Here is a 26,210-nt window from a genome sequence, read left to right on the forward strand (position 1 = left end):
AATGGAGATTTGCACCGTGTTTCAAAACGTTGATGCCTATGCTGGCGATCCGATCCTTTCCCTGATGGAAACCTACAAGCAGGATACGCGCCCCCACAAGGTTAACCTGAGCATCGGGCTGTATTACGACGGCCAGGGCGTTATTCCTCAGCTGAAGGCGGTGGCCGCAGCGGAAGCGCGTCTGAACGCGCAGGCGCACGATGCTTCTCTCTATCTGCCGATGGAAGGGCTGCCGTCCTACCGCAGCGCGGTTGCGCCGCTGCTGTTTGGTCAGGCGCATCCAATGTTGCAGGCCGGGCGTATCGCCACCATCCAGACCGTTGGCGGCTCCGGCGCGCTGAAGGTCGGTGCGGATTTCCTCAAGGCGTATTTTCCCGGCTCTCAGGTCTGGGTCAGTAACCCAACCTGGGAAAACCATATTGCGATCTTTTCCGGCGCGGGTTTCCAGGTAAACACCTATCCGTGGTACGACGATGCGACCAACGGCGTGAAGTTCGAAGAGCTGATCGCCACGCTGAAGACGCTGCCGCCGCAGAGCATCGTGCTGCTGCATCCCTGCTGCCATAATCCGACCGGCGCCGATCTGACTAACCAGCAGTGGGACAGCGTGACGGCGGTACTGAAAGAGCGCGATCTGATCCCCTTCCTGGATATTGCCTATCAGGGCTTTGGCGAAGGCATGGAAGAAGACGCCTATGCGATCCGCGCGATTGCCGCCGCAGGTTTACCGTCGCTGGTCAGCAACTCTTTCTCAAAAATCTTCTCGCTGTACGGCGAGCGCGTCGGCGGTCTTTCCGTGGTCTGTGAAGATGCGGAAGAAGCTTCCCGCGTGCTGGGCCAGCTGAAGGCCACCGTGCGCCGCAACTACTCCAGCCCGCCAAACTTCGGCGCTCAGGTGGTGGCCTGCGTGCTGAACGACGCGGCGCTGAAAGCGCAGTGGCTGGCGGAAGTCGAGGCGATGCGCGTGCGCATCTCCACCATGCGTCAGGCGCTGGTGGACGTGCTGACCACGGCGGTGCCGGGCAAAAACTTCGATTACCTGCTGAAGCAGCGCGGCATGTTCAGCTACACCGGTCTGAGCGCGGCACAGGTCGATCGCCTGCGTGACGAGTTCGGCATCTATCTGATCGCCAGCGGGCGTATGTGCGTGGCGGGCCTGAACAACGAGAACGTGCATCAGGTTGCCGAAGCTTTCGCGGCGGTCATGTAAGCCGCTGTGGCCGGACGCCCGTCCGGCCTTTTTCACTCTTTTTTCCCTCCGCAGGTTTACCTTTTCCCATCATGCTGCACACTTAACGGAACGTATTCAGTTAAGGAGCATAACGATGTGGTATCAGCAGACAATCACCCTGGATCCCAAATCCCGCGGCTTTCATCTGGTAACGGACGAGATCGTCCAGGAGCTGCGGCGGCTTGGCGATGTGCAGGTCGGCCTGCTGCATCTGCTGCTTCAGCATACTTCCGCCTCGCTGACGCTGAATGAAAATTGCGATCCCACGGTGAGAAGCGACATGGAAAACCATTTTTTGCGGCAGGTGCCGGAAAAGGCGAACTATGAGCATGATTACGAAGGCGCGGACGATATGCCTGCGCATATTAAATCTTCGTCGCTGGGCGTGTCGCTGACGCTGCCGGTGAGCCGTGGCAAGCTGCTGCTGGGCACCTGGCAAGGCATCTGGCTGGGCGAGCATCGCAATCACGGCGGCAGCCGCCGCATTATCGCCACGCTACAGGGGGAATGACATGAACGTATCGGATTTACTTTCTTACTGCATGGATAAGCCGGGTGCGGAGCAGGTCGTGCATAACGACTGGAAAGCGACCCAGATAAAAGTGGATGACGTGCTGTTTGCAATGGTACATGAAGTGGACGACCGTCCTGCGGTAACTCTGAAGTCGACGCCCGCGCTGGCGGATTTACTGCGGGAAAAGCACAGCGATGTGGTGCCCGCCGCGCATCTGAATAAAACGCACTGGAGCACCGTGCTGCTGGATGGCTCGCTGAAGGATTCGCAGATTTACTATCTGATCGACGCCTCGCTTCAGCAGGCGCTGGCTACGCGAACGGCGTAGTGAAAGAAGACGCGGCTCAGGCACCCTGATACCCATCGGGCTTCAGGATGCCTGAAGAACGTTTATCCGCGCAGCGTGGCGATATCAATCACAAAACGGTACTTCACGTCGCTTTTCAGCATACGTTCGTAGGCTTCGTTGATTTCGTCCATTTTGATCATCTCAATATCCGAGGTGATGTTGTGCTTGCCGCAGAAATCCAGCATTTCCTGCGTTTCTTTGATGCCGCCAATCAGCGAACCGGCGATGCTGCGGCGTTTAAAAATCAGGTTAAACACCTGCGGTGATGGATGATCGTGTTCCGGCGCGCCAACCAGCGTCATGTTGCCGTCGCGACGCAGCAGCGTGATAAACGGGTTCAGATCGTGCGGAGCCGCCACGGTATTCAGGATAAAATCAAAGCTGTTGGCGTGCTGCGCCATCTGCTCAGGATCTTTAGAAATCACCACTTCATCCGCACCCAGGCGTTTGCCGTCTTCTACCTTAGAAGGGGAGGTGGTGAACAGCACGACGTGCGCGCCCATCGCGTGTGCGATTTTCACGCCCATATGGCCCAGACCGCCCAGGCCCACGATACCGACTTTTTTGCCCGGACCTGCGCCCCAGTGGCTCAGCGGCGAATAAGTGGTGATGCCGGCGCACAGCAGCGGCGCGGCGCCTGCGGGATCCAGATTCTCCGGCACGCGCAGCACGAAGTCTTCATTGACGACGATCTGCGTTGAGTAGCCGCCGTAGGTGATGTCGCCGGTTTCGCGATCTTCACCGTTATAGGTGCCGGTAAAGCCGTTTTCGCAATACTGCTCCAGGTCTTCTTTACAGCTGTCGCAGGTGCGGCAGGAATCAACCAGACAGCCAACGCCGACTAAATCGCCGATTTTATACTTGTGCGTATGGCCGCCGACGGCGGTCACGCGACCTACGATTTCATGTCCCGGTACGACGGGAAAAATGGTGTTTTTCCACTCGTTGCGGGCCTGGTGTAAATCGGAATGGCAGACGCCGCAGTAAAGAATTTCAATCTGTACGTCGTGCTCACGCAGTTCGCGCGGCTGGAATTCAAAAGGCGCAAGCTTCGCATCGGCGCTTTTAGCGGCATAAGCATGGGTAATATTCATGGACTCTCCTGATAATGGAATGGCGTGTGCCTCACGGCTCATTAAGGATAGTGGCCCGACCCGCGCAGGGGTATGCCGGAACCTGTTTAAATCTTGCCTGATCCTGCAATTTTTAGGGGAAAATGACAAAAAACAGGCGCTAATAAGAAAGTTTTATTGCAGACGCGGAAGAAAACAGCGGAAGCGATAACGGCAGTGCAGAAGGAAAAAGGCGCGAGTCCTTAACGACTCGCGCCTTCGTGGCAAACTATTTCTTTGCCAGTAGCGGCTTAAGGAAGCGTGCGGTATGCGACTCTTTGCACTCCGCCACCGTTTCCGGCGTGCCGGAAACCAGGATCTCACCGCCGCCGCTGCCGCCTTCCGGGCCGAGATCGACAATCCAGTCAGCAGTTTTGATCACGTCGAGGTTGTGCTCAATTACCACGATGGTATTGCCCTGATCGCGCAGCTGGTGCAGCACGGCCAGCAGCTGCTGGATATCGGCAAAGTGCAGGCCGGTGGTCGGCTCATCCAGGATATAGAGCGTCTGACCGGTGCCGCGCTTCGACAGCTCGCGGGCCAGCTTGACGCGCTGCGCCTCGCCGCCGGAAAGCGTGGTGGCCGACTGCCCCAGACGGATATAGGAAAGGCCCACGTCCATCAGCGTTTGCAGCTTACGCGCCAGCGCAGGCACCGCATCGAAGAACTCGCGCGCCTCTTCGATAGTCATCTCCAGCACCTGGTGAATGCTTTTGCCTTTGTATTTTATCTCCAGCGTCTCGCGGTTATAGCGCTTGCCTTTACACTGGTCGCACGGCACGTAGATATCCGGCAGGAAGTGCATTTCCACCTTGATCACGCCGTCGCCCTGACAGGCTTCGCAGCGTCCGCCGCGCACGTTAAAGCTGAAGCGGCCGGGCGTATAGCCGCGCGTGCGCGACTCCGGCACGCCCGCAAACAGTTCGCGCACCGGCGTAAAGATGCCGGTATAGGTGGCCGGGTTGGAGCGCGGCGTACGCCCGATCGGGCTTTGGTCGATATCGATAACCTTATCGAAATGCTCCATGCCGGTAATTTCGCGATAGGGTGCCGCCTCGGCGATGGTAGCGCCGTTCAGCTGGCGCTGCGCAATAGGGAACAGCGTATCGTTGATCAGCGTCGACTTGCCGGAACCGGACACGCCGGTAATGCAGCTGAACAGGCCAACCGGCAGCGTCAGCGTTACGTCCTTGAGGTTGTTGCCTTTTGCGCCGCTTAGCTTCAGCACTTTGCTGGCATCGGCTTTGACGCGCTCTTCCGGCACCTGGATTCCGCGCTCGCCGCTCAGGTACTGCCCGGTCAGCGACTCCTTCACGGCCATGATGTCGTCAACGGTACCTTCCGCCACTACCTGGCCGCCGTGCACGCCCGCGCCCGGCCCGATATCGATCACGTGATCGGCAGCGCGGATCGCATCTTCATCATGCTCTACCACGATCACGGTGTTACCCAGATCGCGCAGGTGTACCAGCGTCTCCAGCAGGCGCTCGTTATCGCGCTGGTGCAGGCCGATAGAAGGCTCGTCCAGCACGTACATCACGCCCACCAGCCCGGCGCCGATCTGGCTCGCCAGACGGATACGCTGCGCTTCGCCGCCCGACAACGTTTCAGCAGAGCGGGACATCGACAGGTAATTCAGGCCGACGTTAACCAAAAACTTCAGGCGATCGCCGATCTCTTTCAGTACTTTCTCGGCGATTTTGGCGCGCTGGCCGCTCAGCTTCATGTTCTGGAAGAACGCCATTGCATGGCCGATGCTCATATCCGAAATAGTCGGCAGCGTGGTGTTCTCAACGTAGACGTGGCGCGCCTCACGGCGCAGACGCGTGCCTTCACAGGTCGCACAGGCGCGGTTGCTGATAAACTTCGCCAGGTCCTCGCGCACTGCGGCGGACTCCGTCTCTTTGTAACGGCGCTCCATATTATGCAGCACGCCTTCGAACGGATGACGACGCACGGAGGTATCGCCGCGATCGTTGATGTATTTAAACTCGATGCTCTCTTTGCCGGAGCCGTACAGGATGATTTTGCGAGCCTTGTCGCTCAGCGAATCAAACGGCGCTTCGATGTCGAAATCCAGGTGCTCGGCCAGCGAGCGCAGCATCTGGAAGTAGTAAAAGTTACGGCGATCCCAGCCACGGATAGCGCCGCCGGCCAGCGACAGCTCCGGGTTTTGCACCACGCGATCCGGATCGAAATATTGCTGTACGCCCAGACCGTCGCAGGTCGGGCAGGCGCCGGCCGGATTGTTGAACGAGAACAGGCGTGGTTCCAGCTCCGTCATGCTGTAGCCGCAGATCGGACAGGCGAAATTGGCGGAGAAGATCAGCTCTTCCGCCTGCGCGTCGTCCATATCGGCGATCACGGCGGTGCCGCCGGAAAGCTCCAGCGCCGTCTCAAAGGATTCCGCCAGGCGCTGTTTCAGATCTTCCCGCACCTTGAAGCGATCCACTACCACTTCAATAGTGTGTTTCTTTTGCAGCTCCAGCTTCGGCGGATCGGAGAGATCGCAGACTTCGCCGTCGATGCGCGCGCGGATATAGCCCTGTGAAGCCAGGTTTTCCAGCGTTTTGGTGTGCTCGCCCTTGCGTTCTTTAACGATAGGCGCGAGCAGCATCAGGCGGCGGCCTTCCGGCTCCGACAGCACGTTATCCACCATCTGGCTGACCGTCTGCGCCGCCAGCGTGACGTCGTGGTCCGGGCAGCGCGGTTCGCCCACGCGAGCAAACAGCAGGCGCAGGTAGTCGTGGATTTCCGTGATGGTGCCGACGGTAGAGCGTGGGTTATGCGAGGTTGATTTCTGTTCGATCGAGATGGCTGGCGACAGCCCTTCTATATGATCGACATCCGGCTTTTCCATCAGCGAGAGGAACTGACGCGCATAGGCGGAAAGGGATTCCACGTAGCGGCGCTGCCCCTCGGCATACAGCGTATCAAACGCCAGCGAGGACTTACCCGAACCCGACAGGCCGGTGACAACGATCAGTTTGTCGCGCGGGATGATCAGGTTGATATTCTTCAGATTATGGGTGCGGGCACCCCGTACTTCGATCTTATCCATTCACAATTCCCGGATTAACACGGACGTCACCATGCCTGTCCGGCACGGCCAGAATTAAGCCTGTTAGTATGGCACAAAAAAAGCTGAATGGATATACAGTACTTTGCTGTATAATACGCCACGGGATCCTGGCATTGCCAGGCGACGCCAGGGCATTTTGCGATCCTGCCCGCCCCGCCTGCCGAAAGGCTGCGCCTGAAAGCGACCCTTTGCGATCCGCCTCTGAAACCCGGATCCGAAGGTATAATCTATGGGTAGGGCGTGTTAGAATTTCATCCTTAAGCTAAGAACATTTATCGGAGAGACGAACATGGCCAGCAGAGGCGTAAATAAAGTAATCCTGGTGGGAAATCTGGGTCAGGATCCGGAAGTCCGCTATATGCCGAATGGCGGCGCCGTTGCCAACATTACGCTGGCCACGTCCGAAAGCTGGCGTGACAAGCAGACCGGCGAAACCAAAGAGAAAACGGAATGGCACCGCGTAGTGCTGTTCGGCAAGCTGGCGGAAGTGGCGGGCGAATACCTGCGCAAAGGCTCTCAGGTTTATATCGAAGGGGCGCTGCAAACCCGTAAATGGACCGACCAGGCGGGCGTGGAGAAGTACACCACCGAGGTTGTGGTTAACGTTGGCGGCACCATGCAGATGCTGGGCGGCCGTCAGGGCGGCGGCGCACCGGCTGGCGGCGGCCAGGGTCAGAACAACAACAACGGCTGGGGCCAGCCGCAGCAGCCTGCGGGCGGCAACCAGTTCAGCGGCGGCCAGCAGCAGCAGTCTCGTCCACAGCCGCAGCAGAACAGCGCGCCGGCGGGCAACGAGCCGCCAATGGATTTCGATGACGATATCCCGTTCTGATTATTGTCGCCGGGCCAAGGCCTGGGCAGACTAAACAGCAAAAACCCCGTTTATACGGGGTTTTTTTATGGCCGCAGTTTTATAGCTGCAGCGGATTAACCCAGCGTGCTGGTGGCGACGCTCTCGCTTTTTACGTTCTCTGCCGCGCGTTTACCGGCCAGGAACGCGTGATCCGAATTGTAGTACTCCCACTCGCTATAGCGACCCGACAGATGAATATCCTGGGTCAGCAGCCACTGGCGGATTAACGCGACGTTCGCCTGGCGGTGATGGTCGTACACCACATAGGCGTAAGGCATATCGACCTCGCTGGCGGTAATCACGGGATCGTCAGCGCGGATAATACCAACCCGAATACAATCCTCCACGCAGCGGGCTATCAGCGCGTCGCCTTTCAGCGGCAAAGGGTGCTCCGCGCAATAGCTGATCTCGCAGGTCAGGCCAAAGCCATCTTTCGGGTTATTAAACGGACTGGCGTTGCCTTGCAGGAAAATGCGGTGGAAGATCGTCTCGCCCGGATAGTAAATCCAGTGTTTCTCGCTAAGGTTAGCGCGGCCGATGCCCAGGTTGACGCAGCGCACTGAAACATGACGCAAATGCCTGGCGGCTGCCTGCACGTTTTGCGGCGCTTCATCGCCCATCAGAACGATCAGTTCCGGCAGCGGCATAGTATTGATCAGCTGCTCATAGCGAAAGGCCCGCCCGTCGGCCAGCAGCGCGGTGCGCGCCTGCGGCAGGATCTTGACGATAGCAGCATTGGTTTCCAGCCTGCATTTCAGATGGGGTAAAAAACCGGACATCAACGCCTGAAAACCGCCGCGCAGCGGATAGCCGAAGCGGGCGTTTGGGCCGACCGGCTTCGCCAGCGGCTTCAGCGCGCCGTCGATAATCTGATCCAAATCCGGTAAGGGCACGCGGCCGCCGAGCCATGAGGTTTCCATTTCGCTCAGCGGCAGCTTCCACAGCTTGTTGTTGTAGGGCAGCGCAAAATAACGCGCGATGCCTTTTCCCCACGTATGCAGGATAAACTGCTCAAAATTTTCCGGTTTGCCGACGGTCAGTGCGCACGCTTCATCGGGCACCGATCCATCCGCGCAGCAGTCGCGGTGGCTAAGACGGTTCTCCGTGCGGCGCAAATCCCTGGCGGCCGCGGCGTTAAGCGGCACCGCCTGCGCTTCGGCCTCGCCATAGCGCGCTTCGATAGCGCCAAGGATGCACTCTTTGATCACCTCCGGCGGCAGCCCATGCAGCGCGGACTGGAAAGGGTAGCGGGTGTGCACGCCCTCGCTGTAAACCCAGGCCTCCCGATCCTGCCAGTGCAGGTTATCGCCCAGCAGCATCTCGTAAAGCTGCAGCACGTAGGGATCCTGGGAAAACATAATATGGCCAGCGTAATCGAAGGTGAAACCGGCGTGTTCGACCGAGCGGCACCAGCCGCCGGGCGCGGCGTTTTTTTCCAGCAGCACGGCGCCTTCGCCATAGTGGTAGCCCGCGCTCAGCCCGGTCGGCCCGGCGCCGATAATCAAACAGGGAACCTTCTCTGCCTCTTCGGCCTGCACGTTAAGCCAGGCGACATCCTGTGCCTTAACGGCTGCGTCGGCGGCTGACGGCGCGGAGTGGGCGACGACAGCCTGTGTCATCAGCTCGTGCATTCGATCTGCAGTGCGATCCCAGGACGTCTCCGCCACTTTGGTGCGCATCTTCGCGGCGAGCATCTGGTGAGCGTCCGGCGTCAGTTTCAGCATCTTTTCACAGGCGTGGATAAAGGCCGCGTGACTATCGGCAATTTCGACCAGCCCCGCGTAGTGCCGCTGCACGTCGGCGATAGCCGTGCTGACGACAGGCAGACGAGCCGCCATATACTCCAGCACTTTGGTTGGGCTGATATAGCGCGTGGAGGCGTTCAGGGCGAAGGGCATCAGGCAGACATCCCAGCCCGCGAGAAACTGCGGCAGCGCCTGATAAGGCTGCTGCCCGAACCAGTGAATATTGCCGCGCTGCGGCAGCGTAGCCGGATCGATTTTCACCACCGGCCCGACCATAACGATCTGCCAGTCCGGATGGCTGTCGGCCAGCGCCGCAATGAGCGGCAGATCCAGACGCTCATCGATCACGCCATAGTAGCCCAGGCGCAGCGGCGGCAAATTTTCCTGCAAAGGATGGCCGTTGCTGCGATCCAGCGCCTGCTCAAAATGCACCGCGTCTACGCTGCTGGGGAAACAGTGTACGTGAGGATGCTTGCTTTTTTTCGCCTCGTACAGGCTGGTGCCGCCGGTAAACACCAGATCGGCCCGGCTCATCAGCGCGGATTCACGCTGTTGGAGCTGGCGCGGCGCCTGATCGAACGCCGACAGCTCATCCATGCAGTCGTAAATAATGGCGCGCGGCTTCAGGCCCGTCAGCAGAGGCAGCGCCATAGGCGTATAGAACCAAATCAGCGGCTGCTCATCCTCATCAATCAGCGTGGCGAGCAGAAGCTGAAGCGGCGCAATCTGGCTGTCGTGAAAACCCGGCGCGTTGACGTCGGTATGCGGCTGCACCACCGTCACGTTAGGCGCCGGGCTGCTGGTATGGATCTCTTCCGCTCCCGCCTGATAAATCGGCTCTTCAACAAACAGGATGCGGTAGTGCTGCGCGAGGCGGGTCAGCAGATGCTGAGGGCGTTGAAAAACGAATCCCCAACGCAGATGACTGAAAACAATCAGGACTGGTATTTTCATATTATTCTCCCGGGCTTCCCTGGCCGACGTGATAAAGGAATGAAAACGGCGCATCGTACGCTGCGCCAGGAGCAGAGCATGGTCATAAGGGTGTTGTAGCTGACGTGCACAGGGATCGGGGCCTTGCCGATCGAGATCCCACAAGCCGCTGCGGGTCCAGAAAGCGGTGTCTTCCCAAAGCGGTCGATCGATAATCGGATAAAGGCAAGCGCCGCTGATGGTGACGCCAGCCAGCTGCGCCTGCGCAAGCTGCGAGCCGATCTCCGCGATCCAGGCGCCGCGCCCGCTGCCGACATGGCTGGTTTCGGCCAGCAGCAGCGGCCGCTGGTAGCGATTATGCAGCGCATGCAGCAGCGCATGCAGCGGCTTGCGGCGTGCGTCGCCAAGATGCCAGTAGAGCCGACGGCCGGAAAACGCTTCCCACTGATTGTCGTGATAATAATTAACGCCAATCAGATCCAGATAGTGCGGCGCGCCGCCCAGTTCGGGCTCGCAGCGGCCCGCGATCATATCCCAGGCCTGATATTGGGATTCAGTTATGCTGCGGGCGGCCTGCCGACAGGCTTCGTTTTCTTCATCGGCGATAACGTGGATCAGGGGATCGCAGTGCAGAAAGCGCGCGCGGGGATCGGCAAGGCGAATGGCGTCACAGGCGGCCAGCGTGGCGCGCACCAGCTGGCGCTTGGCGGCAAGCGCGCGGTCATTTGCCGGGCCGCCCGCACAGGCGAACAGGCCGACCGAGATACCCCAACTGAGGAAAGAAATCTCATTCATCGGCGCGTAAACCGGCGCTTCCGATCCTGCATAGAACGGCGCCAGAAATTCCGCTAATGCGCCGCAAAATGCAGCGAAACTGCTGATAAATTCGGAAGAAAACAGGTTCAGGTATTCAGGCCAGCCGTAGTGGCACAGAGTCCAGGATATCTGTATATCGTGTTCGCATGCGGCCTGCATTCGCAACGCGACGGAAGAAAAATCGTAGCCCTTTGCCGTTTCAGCGAGCCGCCAGCCGACGCTTTCGCGCACGGTGGAAATATTAAAATGTTTAAGCCGGGCATAATCCTGTCGGGCCTGCGTCAGGTGGTCGGTAATCGCATTCATCGACAGGCGCAGGCCCTGCGGATTAATGTGATCGGCTCCTTCGTAACCTGCCTGCCAAAAACTGCGAAATGGCGCCATGCAAAATTCCCTTACCGTTTAAAAGAGAATATTTTCCCGCCAGCGTCAGGGTGCCGACGGCTGGATAGCAGCTGTGCAGGCCGATTACGATCGGTCCGAAAACCGTTTCCACGCCGTAAAAAAGGCAATATCCGCCGTAAGCTGGCGAACGGGGGAAAGCGGTAAAATCAGTGAGGAGCAGAAGAAAAGGCGGCTGGAGACTGAACCGCACAAGTCGCCGCGCCGCAGGCCATACTCAGCCAGGCGGCGAAACTTTGTACTGATTATAGACAGCATCCGGAAATGCAATGTGATTTTCGTCTCTTTCAGGAAAGTTCTGGCGCTGTAAAAGCACGCTAAACTTTCCGACGAGAAGGCGGCCCGAAAACAGAAACGCCGTCTTATACACAGGGGATGACATTACGGGAGCGTGAAATGGCAACAGATCAACAGGTTGAAACCGCAAGAGGCGCATCTCCGTTTATTGCGGATTGCTCGCTTAAGGACGTAAAGCTGCCAAACGGGATAACGCTGCGCGTTGCCGTTATGGGGCAGGGTAAGCCGCTGGTGCTGCTGCACGGACATCCGCAGAACCACCTGGCCTGGCGGAAGATTGCGCCGGCGCTGAGCCAGCACTACACGGTGGTGATGCCGGATCTGCGCGGCTATGGCGACAGTGATAAACCGCCAGGCGATGCCGATCACCGCTGCTATTCCAAAAAAGTGATGGCGCAGGATGTGGCCCAGCTGATGGACGCGCTGGGCTATGACCGTTTCGCTTTTGTCGGCCACGATCGCGGCGGCCGCGTCGGACACCGGCTGGCGCTTGATTATCCTGATCGGGTGGAGCGCTGCGTTTTTCTCGATATTGCGCCGACGGCAACCATGTATGCGCAGACCGACAAAGCGTTTGCAACCCGCTATTTCTGGTGGTTTTTCCTGATCCAGCCCGAGCCGCTGCCGGAAAAAATGATCGGCAACGATCCGGCTTTTTTCCTGCAAAAGCATATTGAAGGACAGCTGAAAACGCCTGGCGCCACGGAGCCGGAAATTTTCGCCGATTATCTGCGCTGTTACCGCGATCCTGCGATGATCCACGCGGTCTGCGAAGATTATCGTGCCTCGGCGACAATCGACCTGGCAGACGATGCGGCGGACAGCGATCAACGTATCCGTTGCCCTTTGCTGCTGCTGTGGGGCGAGAAGGGCACGGTAGGCCAGCTTTACGACGTGGTCGCCACATGGCAGGAAAAAGCCCTGTGCGTCAGCGGCGAGGCGTTGCCGTGCGGGCATTCGCCTCAGGAGGAGGTGCCGGAAAACGTGCTGGCGACGCTGCTGCCTTTTCTGGCTGAGGATGAGGAATAGCCGCGCCTGCTCAGCGGTGCCCACCTGCTTGTGAAGGGAGAGTAGCCGCGCCTGTTTATCGGTGGCCGCCTGCCTGAGAGGGAGGAGTAGCCGCGCCTGTTTATTGGTGGCCGCCTGCCTGAGAAAGACGAGTAGCCGAACCTCGACTGCCTGCGACGGCTTCTGAAGCCGCGACGCCGACCAGGTCAGGCGAGCCGGATACCCGCGTCGATCATAAACTGCGCGCCGGTGCAGCCTCGCGCCTCATCGGAGGCCACAAACAGCGCCATTGCGGCCACGTCGCGACCCTGAAGCACTATCTTCAGCGCCTGCGCGGCCTGAATTTCCGCCTGCGCTTCCGGCGTGCGCCACAGCGCCTGCTGTCTGGGCGTGGCGATTGCGCCGGGTACCAGACAGTTGACCCGGATACCGTACTGGCCCAGCTCACGCGCCAGCGTCTGGGTCAGCCCGATAACGGCGGCTTTGGCCGTGGTGTAACCGACCATCCCGGGGCGGCCTCTCATAAACGAGGTTGAGCTGGTCAGTAGAATATTCCCCGATCCCTGTCGGCGCATAATCTCCGCCGCCGCCTGGCTGGCGAAAAACTGGTGATCCAGATTCACCGCCAGCCGATCGCGCCAGTATGCCGGCTCCACGCTAAAGAAATCGTGGCGATCGTCATTGGCGGCATTATTGATCAGCACGTCCAGCGCACCTTCCTGGCTGGCGATATCGTTAATAATCGCCCGACACGCCGCGCCGTCACGCAAATCGCAGTAGTGAAAAGTTGTGCCGAGCTGCTTTGCCAGCGCTTCGCCGCTGCGATCGATATCCAGAAAATGCACCTTGCCCTGCTGCTGAGCGAAAGCCGCAACCAGATCTGCGCCGATCCCGCTTGCGCCGCCGGTGATGATGATGGTCTTATTTTGCAGGCTGCTATAGCGAGTGTAAGTTTCGTTTAACATTAAACGCGTCTCCGGAGGCGGATTTGAGTTAAGTGCATGAAAACAGACGAAAGCGCCAGCGTCTTTTTTGCCGCAGCGGGCCAGCGCAATAGCGTAAAATCATAGCGTATTGGCGCTGGCTGGTTTCTAAACCGGCGGCCAAAAAACCCGGCGCGAATAAAATATAAAAAATAAACGTTGCTTAACTGAGTCAGGCATGACTTAATAGCGTCATCGGTTTGGAATACAGACCTTATGAAAGCAGTTTTAGTAAAGCAGTCCTCAGCGCAAGCGTTATCCAACGATATCCTTCCTCCTGATCTTCTTCTAAGTGCCCAATAAGTTATGCTCTGGAAACAGGCCTTCACGCCAATTTAAGTGGCTCAAAATTAAGGAAGTATCGATGTCTGGTAAAATGACTGGTTTAGTAAAATGGTTTAACGCGGATAAAGGTTTCGGCTTCATTTCTCCGCAGGACGGCAGCAAAGACGTATTTGTACATTTCTCTGCAATCCAGGGTAATGACTACAAAACGCTGGACGAAGGCCAGAAGGTAGAATTCACCATCGAAAATGGTGCTAAAGGCCCTTCAGCTGCAAACGTCGTCGCACTGTAAATATTATTACCACACTTACGATAGCGATGAAGGCAGCAGCCTGAGCAGTTAAGTGGAAAATAATAACAGTGACAAAAAACCCGCCTCGTGCGGGTTTTTTTACGTCTGTGGAAAAGGAAGTCACCGTCCGGAGGAGAGTTCAGTTCCCGAATAATCGAACATTCCCGTACGGCAGTCCAGAATGACATAAGCTTCATCACTGCCTTTGCTGCCGCTGACCTGGAGCTTGCCGAACCACATCTTGTTCCCGAAAGTCGGGGCGGTATTAAAACTCAGGCTGTCCAGGCCGATAGCCGCTTTCCGCTCATTTTCTCCAGCCGAACGCAGCCACGACCGAATATATTCCTCGCGGACCTCTTCCGGCGTAAAGCGCGGACAGGCCTGCTGAAAAGCCTCATCGGCAGGCGCAACGCGTGAGTAAATCATCAGCGCCGCCAGGCAGGCCAGCGTCAGCACGCCGCCCAATAAAAGCGTAATAAAGTAAGAAAGGGGCTTCCAGAACCTGCGCATCGTACCTCCATGTAAAGTCACCTCACGACACGCTACCGGAAAAGCATAACGTGTAACAAGACGGGCGTTTAGTCAGTCCAGCCTAAGCTTTCTACAATGGCCCGACGGTAAGTGGTGTCGATCTGCGCCGGCACCCGGCAGATATAATCTTTAGCATGTTCCCGCGTCTCGCCCGTCAGGCTGTCCAGATAGGCCAGCGCCGCCTCTAAAGAAGGCGTACGGCTCTCAATCTTATCGCAGCACGGCGGCAGAGCCGTCCAGATCACCGCATCAATATGCCGGTCGTGCGCCCATTTAGCCAGCGCGCCTGCCGGCCTGTCGGTCACTATCAGCGAGCCGATGCCGTCGCTACGCTGTGCCGGAATGGCCTCGCGGGCTTTCAACAGTTCACACGCCGTCGCGAGGTCATCAACCGTCAGCCATGCCCACAGCGCAGGAACGGGATCGGCGTTGATACAAATAGCCGTCGCCAGCTCGCCGCCGTCGCTGATGCGGGAAAATTCTATCGGCACAGGCGGCCCATCTTTATGCCATTCGCCCTCGACCGGCAGCACGCCGGATTTCCAGATAAGCGATCCCCAACCCAAACAGGCAATTCTCATTCTATTTTTCCTCGAAGACAGCGTCCGATAACTATGGCCTGATTACCCCAGGCCCGCCAGAGCGATGCGGCGAAAGATGAAAACCGTGGCTGAATGAGCCTGCTACGGTTATAAAAAGCGCAAAAGCTGACCGGCACGCGGCGTTTGTAAGGCCGCAGCGTAATGCGTTTTGGCGGGCAGATGAAAAAATGCCGCTCAAACGCATCAGCAAGCTGAGGATAAACAAAGCAGAACAGGGTTATTGTGCCTGAAACATCAGGGTATCGGTGCTAAAGGATCCGTCCGGCTGGAGGGCATAATGGCGCTTCACGCTGGCGGATGCTTTTTCCTGCAGCAAAAGGATCGCCTGCGTCAGCGTCTGCGGCGTTTGCATTCTTTCGATCCACGAAGCGAACGCCAGATCCAGACGATCCATCACCACCCGGTTAACGATCATCCCGCTTTCGTTCGCCATCTTCAGCCAGTCACCCTGCGAGTAATTGCGTACGTGAGAAGGATCGCGCAGCATCTCCACCGTTTGCAGCCAGACATCCAGTACCGGCTGACCGGGCGAGGCGGTATCCATCAGGATAAATTTACCGCCCGGCTTCAGGACGCGGTTTACCTCGCGCAGCGCCTGGCCGACGTCGTGCCAGTGATGCGCGGAATTTATGCCGATCCCGGACGCGGACTGCCAAAGCGCGAGCTAAGGCGCGCTGGTTACGCGTTTTGCCAGGTTTCGTGCAGGGAAACCCACTGTGGATGGCCGTCGATCAGCCGGAACACCGCCGTTGACCAGCGCGCGGTGGCGGCTGCGTCTGGCCGGGTCTGCCGTTCAAGATAGCGTACTACCGCGCCGCCGGGCCAGCTTTCCACCAGCGTCAGTTCCTCAAGCACGATAGCCAGCCCCGGCCTGCCGCCGCGCTGCGCCAGAAAAAAGTCGCTCACGCTGGCCATATCCATGCAGCGACCGGTAGGAGGGATCATCACAAAGTCCGCGCTGAAGCGATTTAAAAGCGCCTGTATGTCGCCGCTACCCTGACCAAGCCAGTTTTCAATCGCCACGTGGGCAGCGATAACTTCCGTAAAATAAGGGTTCATGACTTCTCCGGTTGGGTTAACGTCGTTTTTCACTCAGGCGTGTTTGATAGTCGGCTCGCAAAGTACCGGAAAGTTCAGCGAGTTGGCGATAAAACACTGCTCATGCGCTTTTTCGTGCAGCGCTGCCGCCAGGGTAATATCGTCACCCGCGCGTAGCGTGATTTGCGGCTTCAGGACAATTCGGGTAAAACGGCCGCGTCTGGCTTCCAGCATGGTGCCTTCCGCCCTGTCGCAGTAGCTTTGCACGCTAATGCCCGCCTCGGCGCACAGGTGCAGATACCAAAGTTTATGGCAGGCGGAAGCGGAAGCCAGCAGCATCTCTTCGGGATTCCAGCGGCTGGCGTCGCCCAGAAAAGCGGGATCGGCGGAGCCGGCTATCTCTGCTTTAGCGTCGGCTACCACCTTAAACTGGCGGTCGTAGGCCTTGTAATTTTCGGTGCCCTGGCCTTTGTTGCCGGTCCACTCCACGGTCACCTGATAGTCATGCTCGCGATCTGCCATAGCGCTTCTTCTGTCCTGTTATTAACAAAATCAGAAGATTAGCGTTTTCTGCCCGCATTACCAGACGCATTTACAGCCTTTAGCGCTTTTCGGACAGATGCCACAGCTGTTCCGCCGTAACGGTAGCGCCGCCGCAGACAATCACCAGCGGTTTCCGGAACGCCGCCAGCAGCGGATGGCTATCGTAAATAACCGCCAGGCTTGCGCCGCAGGCTGGCTCGGTCAGCACGCGATGATCGTTCAGGAAGCGGCTGCACGCGGCGATAGCCTGGCTGTCGGTAACCAGCGCGCTGTGGATCGGATGCGTAGCGGCGCAGCGTAGAGACTGCTCGCTGACGCGCTTTGCACCCAGCGAACCGGCCACGCTGTTAATAGCGGCCAGCTCCACGGTATGACCGGCCTGCAGAGCCGCATGAAAGGAGGCTGCGCCTTCGGTTTCCACCGCTATCACGGGGACATCGTGCCAGCCGTTGCGCTGCAACCCTTCCACCACGCCGTTCAGCAGGCCGCCGCCGCCAACAGACAGGATCACCACGTCAGGTTTACAGCCGTCAGCGGCCACTTCATCGATCATTGTGGCATGGCCCTGCCACAGCAACGGATCGTCAAACGGGTGCAGAAAAGCATCCTTGCTGCCTGAGAGCGACTGAGCGTAGTGGTTGGCTTCCTGCCAGGACGCGCCGTGTACGATAACCTCTGCGTTCTCCTGACGCAGCAGCTCAACGGCGCGCGCGGAAGTGGTTTCAGGCACGACGACGATAACGGGTACGCCCAGCTGGCGACCGGCCCAGGCGACCGCCATGCCCGCATTGCCGCCGGAAGAAGAGACAAAGCGTTCGGCACCCTGGTGTAAATAGTGCTGGCAGGCCAGCCCGATACCGCGGATTTTAAAAGAGCCGGGCGGCTGAAACGCCTCCATTTTTAGCCAGACGTCACGTCCGGCCAGCAGGCTGAGCGCACGTGACGGGATAAGCGGCGTTGCTTGGTGTAGGTGCATATTTATTCCTGAAGGCTAACGAAGATGGGCAGCGGCAGATACGGCCCGGACTTCTGTTTCTACATCCAGATTGAAGGCCAGCTTGCTGCCTGCGACCGAACGGGCCGGGAAACCTGCGTAGCGCTGTCCGCCCGGCCTTTTGCCGTACGCAAAAGGCCGGATGAACGCGGGTTGCGCAGGTTAACCTCGCTCCGCGCAGCTATTCAGATCAGGCCTTCCGCCTTCAGCGCGGCCTGCACGGCGGGCCGTTCCGCGACGTTGGCAAGGTAACGCTGCACCGCAGGCCAGTCGTCCAGGCTAAATCCAACCACTTTGCTCCAGCCGAGCACGGTAAACAAATAGGCGTCGGCAATAGTGAAGCGGTCGCCGGTCAGCGTGGTTTTACCGTCGATTTCATTTTCCAGCCAGCTCAGTCGGCGCGTCAGCTGAGCAACCACCGCATCTTTCCACTCGCCTTTTACCGCCGGGTTAAACAGCGCCGCCAGCGTCTTATGCAGCTCGGCAGAAATAAAGCTCATCCACTCCAGCACGGCGTAGCGCGCTTCGCCTTGCGCAGGCAGCAGGCCGCTTTCGGGGTTTAAATCCGCCAGGTATTGTGAAATCACTGCGCCTTCAGTCATCACCCTACCGTTGTCCAGGGCCAGCGCGGGCACATAGCCTTTGCTGTTGATGGCCCGAAAATCTTTGCCGCTGCGGGTGGTTTTGGTTTTTAAATCCACCGCCTCCAGCTCGTGTGCCAGGCCAGTTTCGTGCAGGACGATATGCGGGGCCAGCGAGCAGGCGCCGGGAGAGTAATAGAGTTTCATATTCTTCCTTAAATGGTAATGAATGGCCTGATGACGTTACTCCCGCCAGAGAGTGATAACAAGCCTTTCGGCTTTGGCAAAGCGCTAAGTTTTACGCGCGGTTTTTCCATTAATAACTTTATTATCAATAGCTTAATTATTACGCTTGCACTGCGTTCACGTATTTAAGCCTGTATTCTGAGAGATAATTCTTTTCGATTTCAGATGCCCCTCGCAAAACCCCCCGTTCACCCGTTTTTAATTTCCTTCCGTCACTAATATGTAAGTTAATCGTAATGATCCACCGTTTTATCTTAAAAGTGTAACTAAAAATAAACATTCCGCTTCTATATTGGCCTTCCAAAAAGAGGGGGAGCCTGATGCGTAGCTGGAATGAACCTGTCAAAAATAAAGCCCATATTGAACTGATCCCGATGATTGACGTGATGATGTTCCTGCTGGTGTTTTTTGTTCTGATCAGCCTGAACGTTATTCCTTCCCAGGGAATGAAAACCCAGCTGCCGGGCGCGGCCAGCGCGCAGCAGTTAAAACCGCAGCAGCACGCCATCGTTACGCTGGGCACGGATAACCGTCTGGAGCTGGACGGACAGCCGGTGACGCCAGAAACGCTCGTTAACCGGCTGAAAGCACAGCAGGAAAACGGCCAGAAAACGGCGATCGTGCTTAACAGCGATAAAAGCGTGCCCGTCGAGCGGCTGATTGCCGTAATGGACAGCCTGCGGCAGGGCGGCTTTACCGCTATTTCTATCGCAACACGGAAACTATGACATGTACGCCGTCTATCGTTTTCGCCATGCTTTTAGCTGGCTGCCCGTGCTGATGGCGGCTGGCTGGGTGCTGATGAATCAGCACGCCACGCTGAAAATTGAACCGCGCTACGACGAATCAACCATGGAACTGGCGCTGGTGGAACCCCCATCGGCTGAAACGCCGCCGGTTGAGACACCGCCGGTTGAAACGCCTTCCGAACCACCAGCGGAACCCGAGCCTCAGCCCGTAGTGGAAACGCCGCCGGAACCTACGCTCTCCTCGCCTGAACCCGTTGCGCCGCCGCCGAAGCCCAAACCGAAGCCAAAGCCAAAACCGAAAAAGGCGATCGAGCCAGCCAGTACTTCGGTTAAACCTACTGCCGTTGCAAGGCCGATACCCGCCGCGTCGCCGGTCGCCACGCCCAAACCCGTCGCGCCGCGCGTCAACAGCGGCGCCATCGAAAACGGTTGGATCGCAGAGCTACGTCACGATCTGGAGGCACAAAAACGCTATCCCACCGGCCGTCAGGCCTCGCTGGAACGCCCGGAAGGCAGCGTGGAAATCTGGCTGGAAGTCGATCGCAGCGGTCGCGTACTGGCTTCCGGCATCAGCAGTAAAGCTCGCAATATGCTGCTTAATCGCGCCGCGCTGGGCAGCTTACAAAATATCAGGCAGGTCAAGCCGTTCCCGGCCGACGCCTTCGCCGGACAAAACAGCAGGCGCTTTACCGCCACGCTGAATTATCGGGCGCCGTGAACGCCCAACATCAAAACAGGAAATAATAATGAGCATTTTTATACGTTCCGGGGTGTGCCTTGCGGTGATGTCGGCCTTATCAATGGCGGCACAGGCAGCAGAAAGTACCGATGTCGGTGCCATTAATGTTCAGGGCGAGACGCTGGGCGGCGGCATGATGGTGCAGGAAGAGTCGGCGAAAGCACGTTCTACCATTACTAAAGAGGCGATGCAGAAGCAGGCGGATATGGCGGGAAACGCGCTGGATCGACTGAAATATACGCCCGGCCTGAACGTTAACAGCAACGACGCCAGCGGTTTGAGCGGCGTTGATTACACCATGCGCGGCATGAACTCCGATCAGATTGGCCTGTCGATCGACGGCATTCCAATTAACGACTCCGGCAACTACGCGGTTTACCCTAATCTGGTGGGCGACGCGGAAAATATCGAAGAGGTGTTTGTGACGCAGGGCTCGTCCGAGGCAGACGGCCCCCATATTGGATCGAGCGGCGGCAATATCGGTCTGGTGACCAAAAGACCCGCAAAAGATTTCGGCGGCTTTGTGAAGCAGACGCTGGGCAGTAACAATCTGAGTAAAACATTCGCCCGTCTGGAAACCGGCGAATATAACGGCTTCAGTAACTGGCTCTCTTATTCGCATACCGAAGCGAAAAAATGGCGCGGCGAAGGACGCTTATATTCCAATAAATTTGAGATGAACTCGCTCTTCGAGGCGGAAAATGGCAACAGCAGCAACCTGATTATGAAGTATAACCGTCAGGAAAACGCCAATTACAACACGTTAAGCAAGGCGCAGTTTGAACAGGACGGACGCTACGCCAACGATTATCCCGCTACGCCGCAGTACAATAGCCGTGGTCAGCTGTCGAGATACTACAAGCTGAACCGTAACCCGTTCGAGAATTTCACCCTCAGCTTTACGCAGAAACTCCAGCTGCAGGATAACCTGTCGCTGACGTTGCAGCCTTACTATTACTGGGGCAACGGCGGCAGCTTTACCGGCCAGAGCGCCAGCACGCTGGGGCCAACGTCCGATCAGGCGGGCCAGTACGATCTCAGCAATCTGACCAGCAATACTTATTACCGCCCGTCGTGGACACAAACCTGGCGGCCCGGCATCACGACTAAACTGAAGTGGGATATCAACGAGCAGCACAGTCTGGATCTGGGCTACTGGTATGAACGCGCTCGCCAGCTACAAACGCAGCCTTATGTGGCGATCAAGAGCGACGGTAATCCAGCTGATCTGTGGGGCGATCCGAACGGTGCCGGACAGGTAAAGGATGCCAACGGCAACACCGTGCAGGGCCGCAACCAGTATACCATCACGCCCGCGCAAAAAATCTGGCTACAGGATAGCTGGTTCGTCACGCCCGACTGGACGCTGGTCGGCGGTCTGGCCTGGCAGCACGTCGATCGTCGCGGCGAAAACAAAGGCAGCCTGGAAAACGCGCCGGAGCATCGCCACGCCACCTATCACAAGTTCCTGCCGAACTTCAGCGCCAGCTATCGGCTCGATCAGCAGAATCAGGTGTTTTACAACCTGACGCGCAATATGCGTACACCGCAAAACTACGTGCTCTATAACGTCGGCGATTCGATTAATACTAAACCGGAGCTGAGCTGGAACCATGAGCTGGGCTGGCGCTTTCAGCAAGACGATATGCTGCTCAGCGCCACGCTGTTCTATTTGCGCTATACCGACCGTCAGATTTCCACCACCAACCCGGATGGCGACTACGAGATGATGAACGTCGGCAAGGTGGAAAACCGGGGGCTGGAGGTCGAGTGGAGCGGCAAGCTGCCCTATAACTTCAACTACTACACGTCTTACACCTATACCGACTCCGAGCAGAAAGATAACGTCACGCGGGAAGATATCTCTCTGCCGACCAGCGGCAAGCAGCTGCCCAACTCGCCCAAAAATCTGTTGAACCTGACGCTGGGCTACGATGATGGCCGCTACTACAGCAGCGTCAGCGGAAAATATGTCGGCGCGTTTTACGGCGACATGACCAACGATGAAAAAGTGGGCGGCAGAACGGTGTTCGATCTGGCGGCAGGCGTTTATTTGCCAGTGGATAAAAAGATCGTCAAAAGCGCCGCGCTGCGGTTCGGCATCCTCAACCTGCTCGATAAGGAATACCTGACGTCGGCGCGCACTACGGTATTTAACGCCGATGCGCGTAACGGTCTTAGCGCCGCCACGCCTTATTACAATGTTGGCGTAGAGCGTACCTACAGCGTTTCGCTGGAAGCCACTTTTTAACCGAAAGAGAGAAGAAGATGAATGCAACCCTGATGCACGATGCAATCTTTTATGTCATGTACTTCTCGCTGGCGGCAGCGCTGGTGATTATTATTGAACGATCTATCTGGTTTGCGTGGACGCGGCGGCAGGCCAGCCAGCTGGCGGCGGTACTGACGACGGAAACGCACGCGCTGCCGGAAAGCGTAACCCGACGCAGCAGCGTGCCGCTGCGCGCAGTGCAGCCCGTACTGGCACGTAAAGCGCAGGCTTCCGCCGAGGCGCTCAGCGACGAGGTCGACGCGCAGTATCTGCTGAGCAAAGCGGCCATGACGCGCGGCCTGTGGCTGCTGGAAACGGTGGTGACCGCCGCGCCGCTGCTGGGGCTGCTGGGCACGGTAATGGGAATTATCGACACGTTTAAAGCGCTGGCGGCGGCAGGCGTGTCGGACGCCAGCCAGGTTTCCGCCGGGATGGGCACCGCGCTGTACGCCACCGGATTAGGCATCGCTATCGCGCTGGTTTGCCTGGTTAGCAATAACTTTTTGCAGAACCGTATGGAGCGCATTAATGAATTACTTAAGGTGCTGCTGTTGCGGGCGGCTACGCCCGTACAGCGGGCCGAGCCTGTTGCCGGGCCGCAGGACAATGGCGTGCGCCGCTATGCGTGATCTTGCGCAGCGGTGCAAACGGCTGCTGTGCGGCGGGCTGCTGCTGTTCAGCCCGCTCGGTGAGGCAAAGTTCGCCATCGCGGGTTATGAACTGGTTTATGATGCGCCCGCCGAAACCACCCTGACGGCGTCAGATCTGCGCAGCAGTGCCGTGGTGTGGCAAGAGATGTTCGCCAGCGCCCGTACGCAGATCGATATTGCACAATTCTATGTGGCCAACGAGCCGGGTTCGCAATTGGATAAGGTGATCCAGACGCTGCGGCAGGCTGGCGAACGCGGCGTAAAAATTCGTTTTTTAATGGATCAAAAGGGGCTGAAGCTCAGCACGCCGGAAACGCTGGCGCAGCTGAAAGCCATTCCGGGACTGACCTTGCGCATTATGCCTTTCGCCCGCCTGGCTGGCGGTATTATTCATGCAAAATACCTGCTGGTGGATGGTAAGCAGAGCTTTGTCGGCAGCCAGAACTTCGACTGGCGGGCGCTGGAGCATATCCAGGAAACCGGTCTGCTGATTAACGACGCACCTGTTGTAGCGCAAATTGCCGCCATCTTTAATCACGACTGGGCCGCGCAGCCGTTGCTGGAGGCGGGCGAAAAGGTGCCCGAAACCGGTAAGGGTGCTTTGCCTGCCGATCTTCGCGCCGGCCGTTATCTGGTCGCCAGCCCGCGCGCCTGGAATCCGGCAGGTATTCCTGATTCGCAGCTGGTGCTGCCGCAGCTGCTTGCTTCCGCCAGAAAGCGTATTCGGGTGCAGGTAATGGAATATGCGCCGCTGTCGTTTGGCGAAAATCGCACTCGCCCCTTTTATGCCGTTATCGACAATGCGTTGCGCGCAGCAGCGGCGCGCGGCGTACAGGTCGAGCTGATGGTCGCCAACTGGAATACCAAACAGCCCGATATCGCCTGGCTGAAAAGTCTGGCGCTGGTGCCGGGCGTAACGATAAAAATCGTGACGATACCGGAGGCGAGCAGCGGTTTTATTCCCTACGCCCGCGTCGTGCACAGTAAGATCATGACCATCGACGGCGAACTGGCCTGGACAGGCACCAGTAACTGGAGCGGCGGCTACTTTGATAATTCACGCAACCTGGAGCTGGTGCTGAATGATGACGTCATGGCGGCGCGGCTGGATGCGCTTTATGAGCAGCTGTGGCAGAGCCGCTATGCCGCGCCGTTACGCATTGATGCCGACTATCCTGCGCCCGATCCCGGCGGTCTGCTGCGGGAAAATGCGCCGCGCCGGGACGCGCCATAGCGCTAAGCATGAAACACCAGGAGAGGGCGGTATAAAGCATCAGCAGCACCCGCTGCCGCCAGAAACCGGCCCGGCTTGTAAAGGATAACCTGGCTCCAGCGGGCAGGCCGCGTCACAGCCAGGCAAAACCCCTGGCTATCAGCAAAGCCAGCCCCAGAGTTGTGGTCACAATTGCGCCGAACAGCAGGCGAAAATCCATGCGCGCCTCTTTTTTAAACTCACGGATGTCGCTTTTGATTTCCTGAATAGCTTCCTGCATATGCCCGACATCGGTTTCCAGCCTGGTGACTCGTCTTTCCATCTGTTTGCTCTCCATTGCGGTCTGAACGGCAAAGCTGACGCTTACGATAATTAAGACAGGAGTTGCGGCAGCGCGATAATCTTATAACCACATAAAAAAAGCGGACACTGTTTTCTGACGGCGCAGCGGAAAAACATTGAGGACTTCGGCATGGCTCGCATTTGTCGTCCGGATTTGCAGGCTGTTGCAGTTATCAGGCCGCTGCGGCGCCTGCTGCCCTGGCTAAAGTCATGACCCGTTGGCTACGGCGCGACACGGTATAAACATTTACCAAAAATAATGCGGAAACGGGTTCATTCAGGGCGATGAAAAGGTAAATTAACCGGCAGCGTGGAGCCGCCACGTAAAAGCGTAACGGGCAGAGATTTGTTGATGAAAAAATGGATACTGGCGCTGGGCATAGCGCTACTGGCGTCGCAGGCTGGCGCGGCGGAACAGGATCCGCAAAAGGTAAGCCAGGATTTTTACAGCTGGTATCTTAACGCGTTGAGCAAGGATGAAAGCCCGATCGACGAGCACGATCCGGTGTTAAATCAGTATGTCACGCCGCAGCTGCTGCAAAAGATCAACGTGCTGATCAAAAGCCCTGACGGCATGGACGACGATTTCTTTTTGCAGGATCAGGATTACAGCGACAGCTGGGTGGATCACGTCAGCGTTAGCCGGTTTACCGTCAACGGCGAAACCGCCTCCGGCGACGTGGCGCTGGGCAAGGATCCAGAGGATCGTCAGCTGCTGCTGGTCACGATGCGCAAAGATCGCGACGGCTGGAAAATTGATGATGTGGTAAAGGAAAGCCGCTAAGGTGAACCGCACGCGGGCCGGTACGGTCACCTGTGGCACGCGGCTCAGCGGATATGCGCGGTGAACTGCCCGGCCAGGGCGTCCAGCAGCTCGTAGCGTTTCCGATACTCCGACCGTTTCTTGCTGCTTATCTCCTCCAGCGGCTTGCGTGCAAACGTCGTCGGCAAGCGACAGAGTTTTGACGACAGCGGCACAGCGTTAAGCGTCTGCCAGAATTCGTCATAGCTGGCATGAAACAAACTCTTCTTTTTCAGGCGATAGCGCCAGCTGCGGAAAATATGGCCGGTGTCGCTGACGGCCTGGATCTGCGAAATCCCCGTTGCCTTACAGAACAGCGCCAGGGTTTCCATCAGCAGGCGTTTCGGAAATAAACCATAGCAGGCCTTGGTCGCCGAACGGATCAGCTCGTGCGGCGTATCGCGATGCGCGCCCTGAATACCGCCGACGATCGCTACCTTTTCACCTTGCTGCTCGGTTACGGCAAAGGTCACTATCGCCAGCTTGATCCCGTCCTGGCTGAAAAACAGATTGACCTCGCCTTCTCTTTCACAGCGTCCGGTACAGGCCATGGTAATGGAAAAGCTTTCGCCACCTTTGCCTGCAAAACGCAGCAGCTCCGCCCCTTGTTGGCTGAGCAGCGCCTGACGAAAGACAGAGTAAGGCAGGTCTCTGGCGAATCGGTAGTGCGCGATAATCGCCCCGGCCCGATCCGCCACCGGCATGCCGCCATAGAGATAGGGGCGATGGATCTTGCTCGGCAGCGTATGCTGGACGGCCAGTATTTCACGCATCACCGGCTCATGAATAATCGCATCGGCCAGTTTCAGGGTCTGCCGCGGACAGGCGAGCGAGCGGAACAAATACTTGAGGCGATATTCCCGGTCATACCACAGCTTGCCCGGTTTCAGCCTGCCCGTAACCAGCGACAGAAAAAGGGTCAGGCTGCTCTCCTGACCTGACGTAAGTGTGATATCGGACATCTTCGGCGTTCCAGTGGAAAAAACTCAGTTGAACACCGGCAACC

The 26,210-nt window shown here is 57.8% G+C and carries 24 protein-coding genes and 1 pseudogene; 12 read left to right on the forward strand and 13 right to left on the reverse strand.

The genetic code is table 11. From position 1 onward, the window contains the following. Positions 1–16 precede the first annotated feature (16 nt). From AB6T85_RS06340 to AB6T85_RS06350, 3 genes are all read left to right on the forward strand, one after another. A complete protein-coding gene (locus AB6T85_RS06340; RefSeq protein ID WP_369895064.1) occupies positions 17–1,210 on the forward strand; it encodes an amino acid aminotransferase in 1,194 nt (397 codons plus the stop codon). 115 nt (positions 1,211–1,325) lie between these two features. After that, entirely contained in the window at positions 1,326–1,742 is a 417-nt protein-coding gene (locus tag AB6T85_RS06345) for a secondary thiamine-phosphate synthase enzyme YjbQ (protein ID WP_301252096.1), read from the forward strand. A 1-nt stretch (position 1,743) separates the two neighbouring features. Next, positions 1,744–2,073 carry an MmcQ/YjbR family DNA-binding protein gene (locus AB6T85_RS06350; protein ID WP_125290176.1) on the forward strand — a complete coding sequence of 110 codons (330 nt, stop codon included), beginning with the start codon at positions 1,744–1,746 and terminating at the stop codon, positions 2,071–2,073. A gap of 62 nt (positions 2,074–2,135) precedes the next feature. Here AB6T85_RS06350 and AB6T85_RS06355 read toward each other — a convergent pair whose 3' ends face one another. Next, positions 2,136–3,188, reverse strand: a complete 1,053-nt coding sequence (locus AB6T85_RS06355; protein WP_125290177.1) for an NAD(P)-dependent alcohol dehydrogenase — start codon at positions 3,186–3,188, stop codon at positions 2,136–2,138. Positions 3,189–3,435: 247 nt separating this feature from the next. Continuing rightward, positions 3,436–6,267: an excinuclease ABC subunit UvrA gene (gene uvrA / locus AB6T85_RS06360; RefSeq protein ID WP_253456179.1), complete on the reverse strand. Its 2,832-nt coding sequence runs from the start codon at positions 6,265–6,267 to the stop codon at positions 3,436–3,438. A 310-nt stretch (positions 6,268–6,577) separates the two neighbouring features. Here uvrA and AB6T85_RS06365 point away from each other — a divergent pair, with 310 nt between their 5' ends. Continuing rightward, complete coding sequence (locus tag AB6T85_RS06365; RefSeq protein WP_253456176.1) at positions 6,578–7,120, forward strand: single-stranded DNA-binding protein; 543 nt, start codon at positions 6,578–6,580, stop codon at positions 7,118–7,120. A 95-nt stretch (positions 7,121–7,215) separates the two neighbouring features. On the opposite strand, the gene AB6T85_RS06370 is transcribed toward AB6T85_RS06365, so the two are convergent. Continuing rightward, positions 7,216–11,019 carry an NAD(P)-binding protein gene (locus AB6T85_RS06370; protein ID WP_369895066.1) on the reverse strand — a complete coding sequence of 1,268 codons (3,804 nt, stop codon included), beginning with the start codon at positions 11,017–11,019 and terminating at the stop codon, positions 7,216–7,218. A 414-nt stretch (positions 11,020–11,433) separates the two neighbouring features. Between AB6T85_RS06370 and AB6T85_RS06375 the strand changes: the two genes are divergently transcribed. Beyond that, positions 11,434–12,363 carry an alpha/beta fold hydrolase gene (locus AB6T85_RS06375; RefSeq protein WP_301252101.1) on the forward strand — a complete coding sequence of 310 codons (930 nt, stop codon included), beginning with the start codon at positions 11,434–11,436 and terminating at the stop codon, positions 12,361–12,363. 185 nt (positions 12,364–12,548) lie between these two features. On the opposite strand, the gene AB6T85_RS06380 is transcribed toward AB6T85_RS06375, so the two are convergent. Beyond that, on the reverse strand, positions 12,549–13,307 hold the full coding sequence (locus tag AB6T85_RS06380; protein ID WP_253456167.1) for an SDR family NAD(P)-dependent oxidoreductase: 759 nt from the start codon (positions 13,305–13,307) through the stop codon (positions 12,549–12,551). Between the two features lie 382 nt (positions 13,308–13,689). Here AB6T85_RS06380 and cspE point away from each other — a divergent pair, with 382 nt between their 5' ends. Next, a complete protein-coding gene (cspE, locus tag AB6T85_RS06385) occupies positions 13,690–13,902 on the forward strand; it encodes a transcription antiterminator/RNA stability regulator CspE (protein WP_125290184.1) in 213 nt (70 codons plus the stop codon). 120 nt (positions 13,903–14,022) lie between these two features. On the opposite strand, the gene AB6T85_RS06390 is transcribed toward cspE, so the two are convergent. The 7 genes and pseudogenes from AB6T85_RS06390 to gstA all read right to left on the reverse strand — a co-directional run bounded on the left by AB6T85_RS06390 (position 14,023) and on the right by gstA (position 18,398). Further along, positions 14,023–14,412: a hypothetical protein gene (locus AB6T85_RS06390; RefSeq protein WP_253456165.1), complete on the reverse strand. Its 390-nt coding sequence runs from the start codon at positions 14,410–14,412 to the stop codon at positions 14,023–14,025. A 68-nt stretch (positions 14,413–14,480) separates the two neighbouring features. Then, positions 14,481–15,014 carry a hypothetical protein gene (locus AB6T85_RS06395; protein WP_253456163.1) on the reverse strand — a complete coding sequence of 178 codons (534 nt, stop codon included), beginning with the start codon at positions 15,012–15,014 and terminating at the stop codon, positions 14,481–14,483. A gap of 238 nt (positions 15,015–15,252) precedes the next feature. Next, positions 15,253–15,660: pseudogene (locus AB6T85_RS06400) on the reverse strand (class I SAM-dependent methyltransferase); the annotation flags it as partial. A gap of 53 nt (positions 15,661–15,713) precedes the next feature. Next, complete coding sequence (locus AB6T85_RS06405) at positions 15,714–16,094, reverse strand: DUF4440 domain-containing protein (protein WP_369895068.1); 381 nt, start codon at positions 16,092–16,094, stop codon at positions 15,714–15,716. A 33-nt stretch (positions 16,095–16,127) separates the two neighbouring features. Then, complete coding sequence (locus AB6T85_RS06410; protein ID WP_253456158.1) at positions 16,128–16,595, reverse strand: OsmC family protein; 468 nt, start codon at positions 16,593–16,595, stop codon at positions 16,128–16,130. A gap of 79 nt (positions 16,596–16,674) precedes the next feature. Continuing rightward, on the reverse strand, positions 16,675–17,592 hold the full coding sequence (locus tag AB6T85_RS06415; RefSeq protein ID WP_301730350.1) for a pyridoxal-phosphate dependent enzyme: 918 nt from the start codon (positions 17,590–17,592) through the stop codon (positions 16,675–16,677). Between the two features lie 203 nt (positions 17,593–17,795). Next, positions 17,796–18,398: a glutathione transferase GstA gene (gene gstA, locus AB6T85_RS06420; RefSeq protein WP_369895069.1), complete on the reverse strand. Its 603-nt coding sequence runs from the start codon at positions 18,396–18,398 to the stop codon at positions 17,796–17,798. Positions 18,399–18,757: 359 nt separating this feature from the next. Between gstA and AB6T85_RS06425 the strand changes: the two genes are divergently transcribed. The 5 genes from AB6T85_RS06425 to AB6T85_RS06445 are packed head-to-tail and all read left to right on the forward strand — an operon-like array spanning position 18,758 to position 24,081. Beyond that, positions 18,758–19,165, forward strand: coding sequence for an ExbD/TolR family protein (locus AB6T85_RS06425; protein ID WP_301730349.1), 408 nt, complete (start codon positions 18,758–18,760; stop codon positions 19,163–19,165). 1 nt (position 19,166) lies between these two features. After that, entirely contained in the window at positions 19,167–19,904 is a 738-nt protein-coding gene (locus AB6T85_RS06430) for an energy transducer TonB family protein (protein ID WP_369895071.1), read from the forward strand. Between the two features lie 28 nt (positions 19,905–19,932). Continuing rightward, entirely contained in the window at positions 19,933–22,176 is a 2,244-nt protein-coding gene (locus tag AB6T85_RS06435; RefSeq protein WP_369895072.1) for a TonB-dependent receptor family protein, read from the forward strand. A gap of 17 nt (positions 22,177–22,193) precedes the next feature. Then, complete coding sequence (locus tag AB6T85_RS06440) at positions 22,194–22,826, forward strand: MotA/TolQ/ExbB proton channel family protein (protein WP_369895073.1); 633 nt, start codon at positions 22,194–22,196, stop codon at positions 22,824–22,826. Further along, positions 22,819–24,081 (forward strand): phospholipase D-like domain-containing protein, encoded by a 1,263-nt coding sequence (locus AB6T85_RS06445; RefSeq protein WP_369895074.1) that lies wholly within the window; start codon positions 22,819–22,821, stop codon positions 24,079–24,081. The genes AB6T85_RS06440 and AB6T85_RS06445 overlap by 8 nt, the downstream gene beginning before the upstream one ends. A gap of 112 nt (positions 24,082–24,193) precedes the next feature. On the opposite strand, the gene AB6T85_RS06450 is transcribed toward AB6T85_RS06445, so the two are convergent. Next, positions 24,194–24,382 carry a hypothetical protein gene (locus AB6T85_RS06450; RefSeq protein WP_253456134.1) on the reverse strand — a complete coding sequence of 63 codons (189 nt, stop codon included), beginning with the start codon at positions 24,380–24,382 and terminating at the stop codon, positions 24,194–24,196. A 372-nt stretch (positions 24,383–24,754) separates the two neighbouring features. Between AB6T85_RS06450 and AB6T85_RS06455 the strand changes: the two genes are divergently transcribed. Beyond that, on the forward strand, positions 24,755–25,186 hold the full coding sequence (locus AB6T85_RS06455) for a DUF3828 domain-containing protein (RefSeq protein WP_253456131.1): 432 nt from the start codon (positions 24,755–24,757) through the stop codon (positions 25,184–25,186). Between the two features lie 44 nt (positions 25,187–25,230). On the opposite strand, the gene AB6T85_RS06460 is transcribed toward AB6T85_RS06455, so the two are convergent. After that, a complete protein-coding gene (locus tag AB6T85_RS06460) occupies positions 25,231–26,166 on the reverse strand; it encodes a VirK/YbjX family protein (RefSeq protein ID WP_369895075.1) in 936 nt (311 codons plus the stop codon). Positions 26,167–26,210 lie beyond the last annotated feature (44 nt).

The sequence above is a fragment of the Erwinia aeris genome, assembly GCF_041224955.1.
Classification (GTDB): domain Bacteria; phylum Pseudomonadota; class Gammaproteobacteria; order Enterobacterales; family Enterobacteriaceae; genus Erwinia; species Erwinia aeris.